Source organism: Yersinia sp. 2545 StPb PI (genome assembly GCF_052217125.1).
Classification (GTDB): domain Bacteria; phylum Pseudomonadota; class Gammaproteobacteria; order Enterobacterales; family Enterobacteriaceae; genus Yersinia; species Yersinia enterocolitica_E.
The window spans coordinates 3,720,159-3,737,359 of sequence record NZ_JAZGPY010000001.1; the positions used below are offsets into that span (position 1 = coordinate 3,720,159).

A 17,201-nucleotide genomic window follows, 5' to 3' on the forward strand; every position below is an offset into this window, starting at 1 on the left:
ATTATGAGCTAAAACACAATAACCTTACAATTAGTGATACTAATTACTACAAACAGTGACTGAATAACACGAATTGCTAAATTTTTCTCGAATTATACCGTTTACATTATTAGTCACTATCGTTACTGTACCATTTGAAATTAATGAGGCTCATTATAATGGAAAGTTCGTTTAGTCCTATAGAACAGATGCTTAATTTTCGTGCCAAACGCCAGAAAGATTTCCCTTATCAGGAAATTCTACTGACACGCTTGTGTATGCATATGCACAGTAAGTTGCTAGAAAATCGCAACAAGATGCTGAAAGCACAAGGAATTAACGAAACCTTATTTATGGCATTAATTACGCTGGATGCGCAGGAAAGTCGCAGTATCCAACCGTCTGAACTGAGTGCGGCACTGGGTTCTTCGCGCACCAATGCGACCCGCATTGCTGACGAACTGGAAAAGAAAGGTTGGATTGAGCGCCGCGAAAGCCACAATGACCGCCGTTGTTTGCATTTGCATCTGACCGAGGCGGGCGTTGAGTTTTTGAATCAGCTGCTGCCCCCACAACATAAATGTCTGCATTTTCTTTGGTCAACCCTAGACGCTGACGAACAGCAACAGCTTGAAACGCTGACGCGCAAGTTACTGTCTCGTTTAGATCAAATGGAAGTACCGGAGCAGTAATTCCAATATATCTATCCAGGCGCATTACTTGATCCAAGTAAACAACTATGCGATCCCCACATAGCTGGAGACTCACGCCTTTGTTCGCCATTTTTTAAGGGCTGAACTGACGATTGATTTACTCGGCTAATACCCGGATATTGCAGCCCAACGTCCGTTATAAAACTGGGATTATCGGCAGTGATGAGCTGTTGGTAACCGAATCACAATATCTACAACAGCAACAATCGGAACTTAGCGCCAGCAACCATTTATTGCAGGCCAAGATTAGTTTGATCCGTTCATTGGGTGGTGGTCATCAGGCCCCGGTCAATGAGGGTTCACAAAATAAAACAATATAAAATGTGGGGAAGACCATGAGTACAAGCGCGGAAGCTCAAATCCCGCAACAACCGCAGAACAAGAAGAAGCAACGTAAACGCATACTTCTTCTCCTGACGGTTATTTTTATCATCCTTGGCGTGGCCTATTTTATTTATTGGTTCTTGGTGTTACGTCATCATCAAGAGACTGATAATGCTTATATTTCAGGCAACCAGATACAGATCATGTCGCAGGTTCCCGGCAGCGTAGTCAGTGTCAATTTCGAAAATACAGATTTTGTTAAAAGTGGCGATGTACTGCTGGCTCTTGACCCAACTGATGCCGAACAGGCGTTTGAGCAGGCAAAAACCGCACTGGCTAACAGTGTGCGTCAAACCCACCAGCTCATGATTAACAGTAAGCAGTATCAGGCGAATATTGCCCTGAAAAAAACTGAACTGAGTAAATCACAAAATGACCTACAACGCCGTGTGGTGCTCGGTTCGGCTAATGTCATTGGCCGTGAAGAGCTGCAACACGCCCGTGATGCCGTCGATGCCGCACAGGCTTCGCTGGATGTTGCGATTGCACAATACAATGCCAATCAGGCATTGGTTTTAAATACCCCATTAGAAAAACAACCGGCTGTCGAGCAGGCTGCGGCCAAGTTACGTGATGCCTGGCTCTCCTTGCAACGGACCAAAGTTGTCAGCCCGGTAGACGGTTTTGTTTCACGCCGCAGTGTGCAAGTGGGTGCTGAAATTGCCAATGGCGCGCCATTAATGGCAGTTATCCCGGCAAACCAGATGTGGGTTGACGCTAACTTTAAAGAGACACAGTTAGCGAATATGCGCATTGGCCAAAGCGCCACAGTCATAACTGATTTCTATGGTGATGACGTGGTTTATCAGGGGAAAGTGGTTGGTCTGGACATGGGGACCGGCAGCGCCTTCTCACTGTTACCGGCGCAAAATGCCACCGGTAACTGGATTAAAGTGGTTCAGCGCCTGCCAGTCCGTATCGAACTGGATAACAAACAACTGGCTGAACATCCGCTGCGTATTGGCCTGTCTACCACGGTTAGAGTGGATACCGCCAATACCGACGGCCAAGTGCTGGCACAAAATGTGCGTAAAGAACCTGCATTTGTAACTAACGCGCTGTCACTGGATTTAGCACCGGTTAATCAAATGATTAGCGACATTGTTCATGCGAATGCGGGTTAATGTTGATGCAAATGCAAGTTAAGCGCGCCGGAGGCCTCTGTGGCACAAAAACCGCTTGAGGGTGCCCAACTCGCCTGGATGACGGTCGCGCTATCATTAGCAACCTTCATGCAGGTGTTGGACTCCACCATTGCAAACGTGGCTATTCCTACTATTGCCGGTGATTTAGGCTCATCCAATTCGCAAGGCACTTGGGTTATTACTTCGTTCGGGGTGGCAAATGCTATTTCGATCCCCATCACCGGCTGGCTGGCCAAGCGCATTGGTGAAGTGCGCCTGTTCCTGTGGGCAACCGGACTATTTGCTCTGGCTTCATGGTTGTGTGGTATTTCCAACAGCCTGGGGATGCTTATCTTCTTCCGGGTGATTCAGGGATTGGTCGCAGGGCCATTGATTCCGCTATCGCAAAGCCTGTTACTGAATAATTATCCGCCAGCCAAGCGAAGTATGGCCTTGGCATTGTGGTCGATGACAATTGTCGTGGCCCCGATATTTGGGCCGATCCTCGGCGGTTATATCAGCGATAACTATCACTGGGGCTGGATCTTCTTTATCAACATCCCTATCGGGCTGGTGGTTATTTTGGTCGCAGGCAGTACCTTAAAAGGGCGTGAGACCAAAACTGAAATCAAACCCATTGATACGGTGGGGCTGGTGCTATTGGTGGTTGGGATCGGCGCGTTACAAATCATGCTTGACCAAGGTAAGGAGCTGGATTGGTTTAACTCGACCGAGATTATCGTCCTGACGGTCATTGCCGTGATTGCCATTACCTTCTTGATAGTCTGGGAACTAACCGACGACCACCCAGTGATTGATCTCTCGTTATTCAAATCGAGAAACTTTACCATTGGTTGCTTGTGTATCAGCCTGGCCTATATGTTGTACTTTGGCGCTATTGTCTTGCTGCCACAACTACTACAGGAGGTATATGGCTACACCGCCACCTGGGCTGGCTTGGCATCTGCGCCGGTAGGCATATTGCCGGTGCTGTTATCACCGATCATTGGCCGCTTCTCTCATCGAATTGATATGCGACAGTTAGTCACCTTCAGCTTCATTATGTATGCGGTATGTTTCTACTGGCGGGCTTACACATTCGAACCGGGAATGGATTTTGGTGCATCGGCGTGGCCACAATTTGTGCAAGGCTTTGCTATTGCCTGCTTCTTTATGCCACTGACCGCCATTACGTTATCTGGCTTGCCGCCAGAGCGCATGGCCGCAGCATCCAGTTTGTCTAACTTCCTGCGAACCTTGGCGGGATCGATTGGTACCTCCATCACCACAACGCTCTGGACGCAAAGAGAATCGATGCACCATTCGCAACTGACCGAGTTTGTTAACCCGTTCAACCCGAATGCGACATTGATGTATCAGGAGTTGGAAAAACTGGGGATGAATCAGCAACAAGCCTCGGCTTATCTGGCACGGGAAATTACCAATCAGGGGCTGATTATCTCAGCAAATGAGATCTTCTGGCTCTCGGCGGGGGTATTCCTGCTGCTGCTGGCGCTGGTGTGGTTTGCCAAGCCACCCTTTACCTCCGGTGGCGGCGGCGGTGCGCACTAGCGGCTAACGCTGAGCAACAAAAAGGGCACTGACTTATCATCAGCGCCCTTTTTTATTTTTCTAGCTCAATGATATACCCAAAGTCATTGGAGTTGCAGGTAGGCAGCAAGCAATGCCGCTAACAACCCTGCTGCTGCAAGGACCAGGGTATTATTGGGCGCTATTCTGACGCCACCACTCCGACAGCAAAATACCGGTTGCCACTGACACATTCAGGCTTTCTACCCGGCCAGTACCGCCGATAGACACACTCATATCGCCCTGCTGCCAGGCACTGTCGGTCAGGCCATCACTCTCTTGACCTAATACCAGCACCATTTTGGCAGGCAGTTCAGCTTTTGACAGACTGACACCTTTATGACTCGATGTGGTCACGATGGTGTAACCGGCTTTACGGAAGGTATCCAATACCGAGAGGAAATCGTCTGCATTGATAGCCTTGATATGCTCCGCACCACCTTCAGCCGTACGCACTGCAGCACCCGATTCCAGCATCGCCGGATCTTGCAACAACACGCCGTTAATACCGAAATGCGCACAGGTCCGCATAATGCCGCCGAGGTTATGTGGGTTACCCACATCTTCCAGCGCCAGTACACAATCTTTAGCCTGAGTCTGCTGTTGCAGATAGGTTTCTGCATCCAGACCCTGACGTTTCTTGATAAGGAAGCACACACCACCATGGTGTTCAGTGCCAGAAGCCTTCGCCAGCTCCTCTTCTTCAACCACATGATAAGCCTTGCGGTTAGCCGCCATCCATTTCAACGCTTCGCGAAAACGAGGGGTAACTGACTGCACAAACCAGGCGCGGACGATAGCGTCTGGGCGGCTTTCAAACAATGCCTTACAAGCATTCTCACCATAAACACGTGTTTCTTCAGCCCGCTGACGGCGCAATTGCGCCGGATCTACATGACTTTTACCGCTGATGCCACCATGATCAAACTCTGGCTCTTCTGATGGCGCACGGGATACCGTTTTCCACGGTGAATCGTAAGGGCCATTGCCTTCAGAACGTGCCGGGCGGCTAGGACTCACGCGTTCATTACGGCCGGAATCATTACGACGTGAATCATTATTACGCGATGAACTGCCCCGACTCGCATTGTCACCTGGACGACCTTTGCTTGCCGGACGCTGGTTTTTACTACGGTTATTGTTGTTACGGTCGTCACTGCTGCTTTCGTCACTGCGGACGTACATCACTTTAACTTTGCCGTTTTTGCCACTAAATGAATCGTTCATTGTCTTCTCCACCAACGCGCAGGGCGCGAAGATTACCTGATGTCCGCCCGGTTAGCCATAAGCAAGCGCTAAAAGCTAGCAACTATCGTATTCATCGAATAAACCTTTTTGGCACTTATCCCATTTATCTCCATAATAGATAACAACAAGGAAACAAGTCAGCGATGTTTTCTCTTCTATCTATTGAGACACTAAATAAAGGCTAATTTATGAATACGGTATGTACAGCTTGTATGGCGACTAACCGCCTACCGGAAGAACGTATTGATGACGGCGCTAAATGTGGGCGCTGCGGCCACTCTTTATTTGATGGCGAGGTGATTAACGCCACCACTGAAACGCTGGATAAATTGCTGCAAGATGACCTGCCGGTGGTCATCGACTTCTGGGCTCCGTGGTGCGGGCCTTGCCGCAGCTTCGCGCCTATCTTTGAAGATGTTGCCGCAGAACGCGCCGGAAAAGTCCGTTTCGTCAAAGTTAACACCGAAGCCGAACCCGAGCTTAGTACCCGTTTCCGTATCCGCAGCATTCCTACTATTATGCTGTACCGCAACGGTAAAATGGTCGACATGCTCAGTGGCGCATTGCCAAAAGCGCCTTTTGATCATTGGCTAGATGAGCAATTATCAGTAGAGCCAGCCGCCCGATAAGCTAGTTTAACTCATTTATCGCGTCTCGGCGCAACGTAGTCGCCCGGTGAGATTGATGCCCTGACAGTTTTTTGTCGGGGCATTGTTTTTTTGTTTTATGGTATGACTAAGCGTATGGGTTGATTAGAATAGCGCTATTTCATCAGGAGTCCGTCGTGACTGAAATATTGATCACTGACCATGCTTTATTAGATACGATCCTCACGACGGAAAATGCCGTACTGCGTTTACGCCGGCAGCGTTTAGCCGCATCCACGCGCGCCTATCGTGCCCGTGGCTGTCGCGCAATACGTTGTCAGGGCTGCCTGTTGGCAGAGCGTTTTTGTTTGTGCGATACCATAAAACCGCAGCCAGCCGCCAGCCGCTTTTGCCTGATTATGTTTGATACCGAACCCCTAAAACCCAGCAATACCGGCCGCTTGATCGCAGATATTCTACCCGACACCCAAGCCTTTCTCTGGGCGCGCACTGAAGTTGACCCTGCATTGCTGGCGGCCATTGGCGACCCTGCGCGTCAGCCATATGTCGTATTCCCAGAAAAATACGCTGAACCGCCACGGCAGATACTTAATCACTTGCCCATTAGCGATAAGCCTCCGCTATTTATACTGCTGGACGGCACCTGGAACGAAGCCAAAAAGATGTTCCGCAAAAGTCCCTATCTGGCTGACCTGCCGATGCTGTCACTCAATGTCACTAATAGCTCGGATTATCTGTTACGCGAAGCCCCACGCCCAGAGCAACACTGCACGGTCGAAGTCGCCGCTGCTCTGCTACAACAAGCGGGTGATATTCAGGCCGCAGACCAATTAACGGCCCATTTCCTCTATTTCCGCCAGCAATATTTAGCGGGAAAACCTCACCATCCAGTGGGGCGAGTCACAGCAACTGTCGAAGAAAGCACATAAAATCAGATAAGCTGTCTTTAACTTATACCCAATAGATTTCAGGGCGCAGAAAGGCGGCGAATCGTTCTGGAACCAGTTTGAACAGTATTGATGCGAGCCCGCAGGCTGAGTGAGCGCAGCCAACACACCTGCAACTTGAAAGATAACGGGGATAAACGATGAGCCAACGTGGATTAGAAGCACTACTACGCCCGAAGTCTATTGCGGTTATCGGCGCTTCTGAAAAACCGGATCGCGCCGGTTTCCTGATGATGCGTAATTTGCTGGATGGCGGCTTCAATGGCCCTATTCTACCGGTGACCCCAACCCATAAAGCAGTATGTGGTGTATTGGCTTACGCAGATATCGCTAGCCTGCCGATTACGCCCGATCTGACGATTTTGTGTACTCATGACAGCCGCAATTTGGCCCTGTTGGAAGATCTCGGCATCCGTGGCTGTAAAGCAGTCATCATTCTGTCTGCCGCAACCGAACAGTTCCCAGAGCTGAAAGCCTGCGCGCAACGCCATCATATGCGCTTACTTGGCCCCAACAGCCTGGGCTTGCTGGCTCCGTGGCAAGGGTTAAATGCCAGTTTCTCACCCGTTCCCATCAAGAAAGGGCGGCTGGCATTTATCTCTCAATCAGCCGCGGTTGCCAACACCATTCTCGACTGGGCGCAGCAGCGGGAAGTTGGCTTCTCGTATTTTATTGCGCTGGGTGACAGCCTGGATATTGATGTCGATGACTTACTCGATTTCCTGGCCAGAGATGGCAAAACCAGTGCCATTATGCTGTATATCGAACATATCAGTGATGCGCGCCGGTTTTTATCCGCCTCGCGCAGCGCTTCGCGCAATAAACCGATTCTGGTGGTCAAAAGTGGCCGCACACAACGTGCTCAGCAGTTGCTAAATGGTCAGCAAGGGCTGGACGCGGCTTATGATGCGGCGATTCAGCGGGCAGGCCTGCTGCGGGTGCAGGATACTCACGAGCTATTCTCCGCCGTCGAAACACTCAGCCACATGCACCCACTACGGGGTGAACGGTTATTGATCGTCAGCAATGGTTCCGCCCCGGCGGCCATGGCGCTGGATGAGCTGATCAGCCGTAATGGCAAGTTGGCAACACTGTCTGATACCACCCAATCGGCGCTGAGTGCCGTGCTACCCTCTTTTGTTTCCTTACGTAACCCCATAGACTTGCGCGATGATGCCAGCGCTGAGCGCTATCTGGCGGCGCTTAAACCGCTACTGGACAGTACCGACTACGATGCGCTATTGCTGATTCATTCCCCGAGCGCTGCTGCGCCAGGGAGCAAAACAGCAGAATTACTGATTTCCGCTATCCGTCAGCACCCACGTGGCAAGCGCCTTACTCTGCTCACTAACTGGTGTGGTGAATATTCATCGCAAGATGCACGCCGACTGTTCACCGAAGCCGGGATCCCCACCTATCGCACACCGGAAGGGGCGATTACTGCCTTTATGCATATGGTGGAATATCGCCGTAACCAGAAGCAATTGAAAGAGACACCTGCGCTGCCTGTCGGCCTCACCGCCAACACCGCCCACGTGCATCAGTTGATTCGCCAGGCGCTGGCAGAAGGTGCCACCCAGCTTGATACCCATGAAGTACAACCGATACTTGAAGCTTATGGCCTCAGCACACTGCCAACCTGGATTGCCAGTGACAGCGTAGAAGCGGTGCATATCGCCGAACGATTGGGCTATCCGGTTGCCATCAAACTACGCTCGCCGGATATCCCGCACAAGTCAGAAGTCCAGGGCGTAATGCTGTATCTTCGTACCGCAATTGAAGTACAGCGGGCTGCTGACGATATTCTTGACCGGGTAAGGCGCACTTATCCGCAAGCCCGTATCCACGGGTTGCTGGTGCAAAGTATGGCGAACCGCGCAGGCGCTCAGGAATTGCGAATTGCAGTAGAGCAAGATGCGATTTTCGGCCCGTTGATCATGTTAGGTGAAGGTGGCATCGAATGGCATCATGAAACTCAGGCCGCCGTCGCGCTGCCGCCACTCAATATGGCACTGGCCCGCTACCTGATTATACAAGCGGTCAAAGGCGGCAAAATTCGCAGCCGTGGATCATTACAACCCTTGGATATCCCTGGCTTGAGCCGTTTACTGGTACAAGTCTCTAATCTAATTCTCGATTGCCCCGAAATCAGCCGGTTAGATATTCACCCGGTACTTGCGTCAGGCAGCGAATTCACGCTGTTGGATGTTTCGATGCAACTGGCACCTGTCAGCGGCGATCCGCAGGCACGGTTGGCGATCCGCCCCTATCCACACGAGTTGGAACAAAAGGTCGAACTTAAAGATGGTTCTCACTGTCTGTTCCGCCCAATTTTGCCAGAAGATGAACCACTACTAAAATTGTTTATTGATCAAGTCACTAAAGAAGATCTCTACTATCGCTACTTCAGTGAAATAAATGAATTCAGCCATGATGATTTGGCGAATATGACGCAGATTGACTATGATCGAGAAATGGCATTTGTCGCTGTGCGCCAAAAAAATAATGGCCCTGAAATTATTGGCGTCACGCGCGCATTGTCTGACCCTGACAATATTGACGCCGAGTTTGCCGTGTTGGTGCGCTCAGACCTTAAAGGGCTGGGTCTGGGGCGGGAACTATTAGAAAAGATGATTCAGTATACTCGCAGCCATGGGTTAACACGGTTAACCGCAGTCACCATGCCCAACAACCGTGGCATGATCGGTTTAGCTAAAAAACTCGGTTTTAGTATTGATGTACAGATGGAAGATGGGATCGTTAATCTGGAGCTGACACTTTGATTTCAGTTACATGAATCACCGTGATATATACCACAACCCCAAACGATTCGGTCTTTGGCAGGCAAAACTTGCGCACAATCCGCGAAAGTAGTGGTATTATCGCCCAACTCAATGGATTAGTGTTTTTAGGATATGGCGGTTCTGCCATCAAATAACAAGAGAAGAAGCGCACTGTGATGTTGTCAAAATTCAAACGTAGTAAACATCAACAACACCTTGCACAACTGCCCAAACTCCCTCAGTCAGTTGATGATGTCCAAACACTTTATTGCCCCAAGGTTTTCCGCTCCACTCTGCTGGATTTAATAGGCCTGGCGACCAAACGTATTTATCTGGTGGCGCTCTACCTGGAGCAGGATGATGCAGGCCGGGACGTAATGAATGCCCTCTATCAGGCTAAGCTTCAGCGCCCAGAACTGGAGATTTGCGTGCTGGTAGACTGGCACCGCGCACAACGTGGGCGTATTGGAGCCGCAGCGGTCAATACCAATGCTGATTGGTACTGTGAAATGGCGGCCAATCATCAGAATGTTTGCGTTCCGATTTACGGTGTTCCAGTCAATACTCGCGAAGCACTCGGCGTGTTGCATCTGAAAGGTTTTATCATTGATGATACTGTGATTTACAGTGGTGCCAGTATCAATGATGTCTACCTCTATCAAAACGATAAGTATCGTTATGACCGATACCAATTAATCACGAACCCATCATTGGCCGAAATTATGGTCGATTACGTGAAACAACGGATGCTAAGTGCAGGAGCGGTGCAACGCTTGGATCGTGCTGATCGGCCGACCAATCCTGAGATTAAAAATGAGACCCGACAGTTTCGCTCGTCACTGCGCGACATCGGCTATCAATTTCCGGCACAAGCGAGTAATGATGAACTGGCCGTCACCCCATTGGTTGGCTTAGGCAAAAAGAGTCAACTGAATAAAACAATTCATCATTTAATGGCCTCCGCTGACGAACGACTCACTATTTGTACACCTTACTTTAATCTGCCAGCACTGTTAGTCCGCAATATCATTTATCTACTGCGTGAAGGCAAACAGGTCGAGATTATTGTTGGTGACAAAACAGCAAATGACTTTTATATTCCAGAAGATCAACCGTTTAAGATTATTGGCGCGTTACCTTACTTATACGAAATCAACCTGCGTCGCTTCCTGAGTCGCTTACAGCGTTTTGTCGATAGCGGGCAATTAATCGTGCGCCTGTGGAAAGATGGCGACAATACTTATCATCTGAAAGGAATGTGGGTTGATAATAATTGGCAGTTGATTACCGGTAATAACCTGAATCCACGCGCATGGCGTTTGGATCTGGAAAATGCCATTTTGATCCACGATCCTAAGCATGAGATGCACGAGCAGCGCGCTAAAGAGCTGGAGTGTATCCGTACTCATACTAAAGTTGTTTCACATTACCTTGAGCTTGAGAATATTCAGCAATATCCAGTCAAGGTTCGCAAATTGATCCGTCGTTTGCGCAGGATCCGTATCGATCGGCTGATTAGCCGCATTCTATAAATATGAAAGCCCGGTTACATGCCGGGTTTTTTGTATCTAGCCAGAGGAGAGACGGCATGTGGTGCCCACCTTATCTTCGCCCATTACTTATCGCCCCACTGTTTTTTCTCAGTTCTGCATGCACGCATATGGCTAATGATAATTGGACTGGGAAAGATAAGGCACAACATTTCTTTGCCTCCGCCGTTTTAGCCGCCGCTGGCACTGCCTATGGTGAACATCAAAATTGGTCCGATGCCAAGAGCCGTAATTTTGGCCTGCTGTTTTCTATCGGGATCGGGGCGGGTAAGGAGTTATATGATAGTCGTCAAGGTGGGACTGGCTGGAGCTGGAAGGATTTTGCCTGGGACGTCGCCGGTGCAATGACAGGTTACAGCCTTTATCAAGCGGCAAACTGACCCCACTACAGCAATAAACACGCTATTCCTACGATAAAACCTTACTTACCTGGTTCAAATCCTCACAGCTAAATCCATAAACAAAAAAAGCCACCTATCAAGGTAGCCTTTTGTTTTATTCATCGCTGTGACGGCCGGATTTGACTCACCTGCCCCTGCAATATTTGACTCGTCTGACTATGAGCCCTGCGACGCAACTACTCTAAGGTCACTATTTATACCTATTTCACTATTCTGCCCATAGCAAAAACCCCACGCTTTTGGCATGGGGTCTCGGTTTTATTTGATGCCTGGCAGTATACGAATGGCATTCCTACCATTCGCCCTTCGGGCCGTTGCAAGCAACGTTAAAATCGCTCCTGACGCTTTTTTCCTACAATATTCGTCTCATCTTGAGGATGAGTCTCCCCCCTCCGGGGCCAGCGCAAGCGCAATTTGTCGCATATCATGCTCAAGTCGAACCTGCACAACAGACAAACAAAAAAGGCCACCCGTTAGGGTAGCCTCTTTTGCTTATTTGATGCCTGGCAGTGTCCTACTCTCGCATGGGGAGACCCCACACTACCATCGGCGCTACGGCGTTTCACTTCTGAGTTCGGCATGGGATCAGGTGGGACCACCGCGCTATGGCCGCCAGGCAAATTCTGTCTAAACTAAACCCGCTATATGTCTCCACACAGCCAGCCAGCCCAATCTCGGAACTTCGCTGAAAATTTCTATCTCTCAAATCTAAAACACCTTTGGTGTTGTAAGGTTAAGCCTCACGGATCATTAGTACTGGTTAGCTCAATGCATCGCTGCACTTACACACCCAGCCTATCAACGTCATAGTCTTTAACGTTCCTTCAGGGGGCTTAAAGCCCCAGGGAAGACTCATCTCGAGGCAAGTTTCCCGCTTAGATGCTTTCAGCGGTTATCTCTTCCGAATTTAGCTACCGGGCAATGCCATTGGCATGACAACCCGAACACCAGTGATTCGTCCACTCCGGTCCTCTCGTACTAGGAGCAGCCCCTCTCAATCTTCCAACGCCCACGGCAGATAGGGACCGAACTGTCTCACGACGTTCTAAACCCAGCTCGCGTACCACTTTAAATGGCGAACAGCCATACCCTTGGGACCTACTTCAGCCCCAGGATGTGATGAGCCGACATCGAGGTGCCAAACACCGCCGTCGATATGAACTCTTGGGCGGTATCAGCCTGTTATCCCCGGAGTACCTTTTATCCGTTGAGCGATGGCCCTTCCATTCAGAACCACCGGATCACTAAGACCTACTTTCGTACCTGCTCGAGCCGTCACTCTCGCAGTCAAGCTAGCTTATGCCTTTGCACTAACCTCACGATGTCCGACCGTGATTAGCTAACCTTCGTGCTCCTCCGTTACTCTTTGGGAGGAGACCGCCCCAGTCAAACTACCCACCAGACACTGTCCTCACCCCGGATCACGGGGCCGAGTTAGAACATCAAACATTAAAGGGTGGTATTTCAAGGTTGGCTCCATGCAGACTGGCGTCCACACTTCGATGCCTCCCACCTATCCTACACATCAAGGCTCAATGTTCAGTGTCAAGCTATAGTAAAGGTTCACGGGGTCTTTCCGTCTTGCCGCGGGTACACTGCATCTTCACAGCGAGTTCAATTTCACTGAGTCTCGGGTGGAGACAGCCTGGCCATCATTACGCCATTCGTGCAGGTCGGAACTTACCCGACAAGGAATTTCGCTACCTTAGGACCGTTATAGTTACGGCCGCCGTTTACTGGGGCTTCGATCAAGAGCTTCGCCTTGCGGCTGACCCCATCAATTAACCTTCCAGCACCGGGCAGGCGTCACACCGTATACGTCCACTTTCGTGTTTGCACAGTGCTGTGTTTTTATTAAACAGTTGCAGCCAGCTGGTATCTGCGACTGGCTTCGGCGCCGGGAGCAAGTCCCATTACCTAATGCCAGCGTGCCTTCTCCCGAAGTTACGGCACCATTTTGCCTAGTTCCTTCACCCGAGTTCTCTCAAGCGCCTGAGTATTCTCTACCTGACCACCTGTGTCGGTTTGGGGTACGATTTAATGTTACCTGATGCTTAGAGGCTTTTCCTGGAAGCTTGGCATCAACTACTTCACCACCGTAGTGGCTCGTCATCACACCTCAGCGTTGATAAGCAACCGGATTTACCAAGTCACTCCGCCTACATGCTTAAACCGGGACAACCGTCGCCCGGCTAGCCTAGCCTTCTCCGTCCCCCCTTCGCAGTAACACCAAGTACAGGAATATTAACCTGTTTCCCATCGACTACGCTTTTCAGCCTCGCCTTAGGGGTCGACTCACCCTGCCCCGATTAACGTTGGACAGGAACCCTTGGTCTTCCGGCGTGCGGGTTTTTCACCCGCATTATCGTTACTTATGTCAGCATTCGCACTTCTGATACCTCCAGCAACCCTCACAGGTCACCTTCAACGGCTTACAGAACGCTCCCCTACCCAACAACACCTAAGTGTCGCTGCCGCAGCTTCGGTGCATGGTTTAGCCCCGTTACATCTTCCGCGCAGGCCGACTCGACCAGTGAGCTATTACGCTTTCTTTAAATGATGGCTGCTTCTAAGCCAACATCCTGGCTGTCTATGCCTTCCCACATCGTTTCCCACTTAACCATGACTTTGGGACCTTAGCTGGCGGTCTGGGTTGTTTCCCTCTTCACGACGGACGTTAGCACCCGCCGTGTGTCTCCCGTGATAACATTCTTCGGTATTCGGAGTTTGCATCGGTTTGGTAAGTCGGGATGACCCCCTAGCCGAAACAGTGCTCTACCCCCGAAGATGAGTTCACGAGGCGCTACCTAAATAGCTTTCGGGGAGAACCAGCTATCTCCCGGTTTGATTGGCCTTTCACCCCCAGCCACAAGTCATCCGCTAATTTTTCAACATTAGTCGGTTCGGTCCTCCAGTTAGTGTTACCCAACCTTCAACCTGCCCATGGCTAGATCACCGGGTTTCGGGTCTATACCTTGCAACTAGACGCCCAGTTAAGACTCGGTTTCCCTACGGCTCCCCTATTCGGTTAACCTTGCTACAAAATATAAGTCGCTGACCCATTATACAAAAGGTACGCAGTCACCCAACAAAGTAGGCTCCCACTGCTTGTACGTACACGGTTTCAGGTTCTATTTCACTCCCCTCGCCGGGGTTCTTTTCGCCTTTCCCTCACGGTACTGGTTCACTATCGGTCAGTCAGGAGTATTTAGCCTTGGAGGATGGTCCCCCCATATTCAGACAGGATGTCACGTGTCCCGCCCTACTCATCGAGTTCACAGCAAGTGTGTTTTGGTGTACGGGACTATCACCCTGTACCGTGCGACTTTCCAGACGCTTCCACTAACACACAAACTGATTCAGACTCTGGGCTCTTCCCCGTTCGCTCGCCGCTACTGGGGGAATCTCGGTTGATTTCTTTTCCTCGGGGTACTTAGATGTTTCAGTTCCCCCGGTTCGCCTTGCATGGCTATGTATTCACCATGCAATAGTGCAACGAATTGCACTGGGTTTCCCCATTCGGGTATCGTCGGTTATAACGCTTCATATCAGCTTACCGACGCTTTTCGCAGATTAGCACGCCCTTCATCGCCTCTGACTGCCTAGGCATCCACCGTGTACGCTTAGTCGCTTAACCTCACAACCCAAAGGTGTTTCTTATGTTCAAGTCGGTTGCGCGTCGTCAATACAGCGTTGTGCGGTACTCGGAATGCTCATGAACATGAAGTTCACTCCGCTTCCTCCGTGCCGTACGCCTTGCCTTCACTTAGCTCACGCGACTCTCTTCATCAGAATGCACATTGGCATTGCGATTATTTGAGAGACTCTAATACAGGTTAATCCTTATCTCAGTCATTCTACGGAGAGATAAGTTTCAGCTGTATTGTTTCAATTTTCAGCTTGTTCCAGATTGTTAAAGAGCAATATCTTAAACACGACTTGTTAAAGTCATCTTTAAGATATTCAGTTGATAATGTCTTTCACACATTATCGGCGTGGCGTCCCCAAGGGGATTCGAACCCCTGTTACAGCCGTGAAAGGGCAGTGTCCTAGGCCTCTAGACGATGGGGACACAAAAATTTCTACTGAATCACTGATTCAGTATTTTTGTGTAAAGGTGAGAATGTGGTGACACATTCGAACGACTGATGCAGTAAAAACTCGATACCGAGGTCTTATTGCACAATCATCACCCTCATCAACAGGTGCTCTTGCTCATTTACATTCATCAGACAATCTGTGTGGACACTACGCAATGCGTATCGTTAGGTAAGGAGGTGATCCAACCGCAGGTTCCCCTACGGTTACCTTGTTACGACTTCACCCCAGTCATGAATCACAAAGTGGTAAGCGCCCTCCCGAAGGTTAAGCTACCTACTTCTTTTGCAACCCACTCCCATGGTGTGACGGGCGGTGTGTACAAGGCCCGGGAACGTATTCACCGTAGCATTCTGATCTACGATTACTAGCGATTCCGACTTCATGGAGTCGAGTTGCAGACTCCAATCCGGACTACGACAGACTTTATGTGGTCCGCTTGCTCTCGCGAGTTCGCTTCACTTTGTATCTGCCATTGTAGCACGTGTGTAGCCCTACTCGTAAGGGCCATGATGACTTGACGTCATCCCCACCTTCCTCCGGTTTATCACCGGCAGTCTCCCTTGAGTTCCCACCATTACGTGCTGGCAACAAAGGATAAGGGTTGCGCTCGTTGCGGGACTTAACCCAACATTTCACAACACGAGCTGACGACAGCCATGCAGCACCTGTCTCACAGTTCCCGAAGGCACCGAAGCATCTCTGCTAAGTTCTGTGGATGTCAAGAGTAGGTAAGGTTCTTCGCGTTGCATCGAATTAAACCACATGCTCCACCGCTTGTGCGGGCCCCCGTCAATTCATTTGAGTTTTAACCTTGCGGCCGTACTCCCCAGGCGGTCGACTTAACGCGTTAGCTCCGGAAGCCACGCCTCAAGGGCACAACCTCCAAGTCGACATCGTTTACAGCGTGGACTACCAGGGTATCTAATCCTGTTTGCTCCCCACGCTTTCGCACCTGAGCGTCAGTCTTTGTCCAGGGGGCCGCCTTCGCCACCGGTATTCCTCCAGATCTCTACGCATTTCACCGCTACACCTGGAATTCTACCCCCCTCTACAAGACTCTAGCTTGCCAGTTTCAAATGCAGTTCCCACGTTAAGCGCGGGGATTTCACATCTGACTTAACAAACCGCCTGCGTGCGCTTTACGCCCAGTAATTCCGATTAACGCTTGCACCCTCCGTATTACCGCGGCTGCTGGCACGGAGTTAGCCGGTGCTTCTTCTGCGAGTAACGTCAATCAACCGTGCTATTAACACGACTGCCTTCCTCCTCGCTGAAAGTGCTTTACAACCCGAAGGCCTTCTTCACACACGCGGCATGGCTGCATCAGGCTTGCGCCCATTGTGCAATATTCCCCACTGCTGCCTCCCGTAGGAGTCTGGACCGTGTCTCAGTTCCAGTGTGGCTGGTCATCCTCTCAGACCAGCTAGGGATCGTCGCCTAGGTGAGCCATTACCCCACCTACTAGCTAATCCCATCTGGGCACATCCGATGGCGTGAGGCCCGAAGGTCCCCCACTTTGCTCTTGCGAGGTCATGCGGTATTAGCTACCGTTTCCAGTAGTTATCCCCCTCCATCAGGCAGTTTCCCAGACATTACTCACCCGTCCGCCGCTCGCCGGCAAAGTAGTAAACTACTTCCCGCTGCCGCTCGACTTGCATGTGTTAGGCCTGCCGCCAGCGTTCAATCTGAGCCATGATCAAACTCTTCAATTTAAGATTTGTTTGATTTGCTGCTAATAAAAGCAGCGATGCTCAAAGATTACTTTCTGCAAAT

9 protein-coding genes, 1 tRNA gene, 3 rRNA genes and 1 pseudogene are annotated in these 17,201 nt (G+C 50.3%); 9 read left to right on the top strand and 5 right to left on the bottom strand.

The genetic code is table 11. The features are described from left to right. Nucleotides 1-158 precede the first annotated feature (158 nt). The 4 genes and pseudogenes from mprA to emrB all read left to right on the top strand — a co-directional run bounded on the left by mprA (nt 159) and on the right by emrB (nt 3,772). Complete coding sequence (gene mprA, locus V1955_RS17430; protein ID WP_083160191.1) at nt 159-671, top strand: transcriptional repressor MprA; 513 nt, start codon at nt 159-161, stop codon at nt 669-671. 149 nt (nt 672-820) lie between these two features. Further along, nucleotides 821-1,012, top strand: a pseudogene (locus V1955_RS17435) (efflux transporter outer membrane subunit); the annotation flags it as partial. A gap of 15 nt (nt 1,013-1,027) precedes the next feature. Next, nucleotides 1,028-2,200: a multidrug efflux MFS transporter periplasmic adaptor subunit EmrA gene (emrA, locus tag V1955_RS17440; protein WP_083160193.1), complete on the top strand. Its 1,173-nt coding sequence runs from the start codon at nt 1,028-1,030 to the stop codon at nt 2,198-2,200. A gap of 39 nt (nt 2,201-2,239) precedes the next feature. Continuing rightward, complete coding sequence (gene emrB, locus V1955_RS17445) at nt 2,240-3,772, top strand: multidrug efflux MFS transporter permease subunit EmrB (RefSeq protein WP_083160195.1); 1,533 nt, start codon at nt 2,240-2,242, stop codon at nt 3,770-3,772. A 150-nt stretch (nt 3,773-3,922) separates the two neighbouring features. Here the strand turns inward: emrB and V1955_RS17450 are convergent, their stop codons facing one another. After that, nucleotides 3,923-5,017 (bottom strand): tRNA/rRNA methyltransferase, encoded by a 1,095-nt coding sequence (locus V1955_RS17450; protein WP_083160197.1) that lies wholly within the window; start codon nt 5,015-5,017, stop codon nt 3,923-3,925. Between the two features lie 209 nt (nt 5,018-5,226). Between V1955_RS17450 and trxC the strand changes: the two genes are divergently transcribed. The 5 genes from trxC (at nt 5,227) to V1955_RS17475 (ending at nt 11,306) form a co-directional block, all read left to right on the top strand. Continuing rightward, on the top strand, nt 5,227-5,667 hold the full coding sequence (trxC, locus tag V1955_RS17455; RefSeq protein ID WP_372568735.1) for a thioredoxin TrxC: 441 nt from the start codon (nt 5,227-5,229) through the stop codon (nt 5,665-5,667). Between the two features lie 155 nt (nt 5,668-5,822). Beyond that, entirely contained in the window at nt 5,823-6,575 is a 753-nt protein-coding gene (locus tag V1955_RS17460) for a tRNA-uridine aminocarboxypropyltransferase (RefSeq protein WP_083160201.1), read from the top strand. A gap of 158 nt (nt 6,576-6,733) precedes the next feature. Next, nucleotides 6,734-9,376 (top strand): bifunctional acetate--CoA ligase family protein/GNAT family N-acetyltransferase, encoded by a 2,643-nt coding sequence (locus V1955_RS17465; protein WP_442821229.1) that lies wholly within the window; start codon nt 6,734-6,736, stop codon nt 9,374-9,376. A 179-nt stretch (nt 9,377-9,555) separates the two neighbouring features. Continuing rightward, a complete protein-coding gene (gene pssA, locus V1955_RS17470) occupies nt 9,556-10,908 on the top strand; it encodes a CDP-diacylglycerol--serine O-phosphatidyltransferase (RefSeq protein ID WP_442821455.1) in 1,353 nt (450 codons plus the stop codon). Nucleotides 10,909-10,964: 56 nt separating this feature from the next. Next, entirely contained in the window at nt 10,965-11,306 is a 342-nt protein-coding gene (locus tag V1955_RS17475; RefSeq protein ID WP_083160207.1) for a YfiM family lipoprotein, read from the top strand. Nucleotides 11,307-11,828: 522 nt separating this feature from the next. On the opposite strand, the gene rrf is transcribed toward V1955_RS17475, so the two are convergent. From rrf to V1955_RS17495, 4 genes are all read right to left on the bottom strand, one after another. Next, a 5S ribosomal RNA gene (gene rrf, locus V1955_RS17480) occupies nt 11,829-11,944 on the bottom strand. A gap of 112 nt (nt 11,945-12,056) precedes the next feature. Next, nucleotides 12,057-14,964 (bottom strand): 23S ribosomal RNA (locus V1955_RS17485). A 359-nt stretch (nt 14,965-15,323) separates the two neighbouring features. Beyond that, nucleotides 15,324-15,399: transfer RNA gene (locus V1955_RS17490), tRNA-Glu, on the bottom strand. Between the two features lie 198 nt (nt 15,400-15,597). Next, a 16S ribosomal RNA gene (locus V1955_RS17495) occupies nt 15,598-17,140 on the bottom strand. The 16S, 23S and 5S rRNA genes sit together here with 1 tRNA gene alongside, the layout of an rRNA operon. Nucleotides 17,141-17,201 lie beyond the last annotated feature (61 nt).

Coding starts and splice junctions, on each gene's coding strand:
- mprA (WP_083160191.1), top strand. CDS start 159: ATGGAAAGTTCGTTTAGTCCTATAGAACAGATGCTTAATTTTCGTGCC.
- emrA (WP_083160193.1), top strand. CDS start 1,028: ATGAGTACAAGCGCGGAAGCTCAAATCCCGCAACAACCGCAGAACAAG.
- V1955_RS17450 (WP_083160197.1), bottom strand. CDS start 5,017: ATGAACGATTCATTTAGTGGCAAAAACGGCAAAGTTAAAGTGATGTAC.
- trxC (WP_372568735.1), top strand. CDS start 5,227: ATGAATACGGTATGTACAGCTTGTATGGCGACTAACCGCCTACCGGAA.
- V1955_RS17465 (WP_442821229.1), top strand. CDS start 6,734: ATGAGCCAACGTGGATTAGAAGCACTACTACGCCCGAAGTCTATTGCG.
- V1955_RS17475 (WP_083160207.1), top strand. CDS start 10,965: ATGTGGTGCCCACCTTATCTTCGCCCATTACTTATCGCCCCACTGTTT.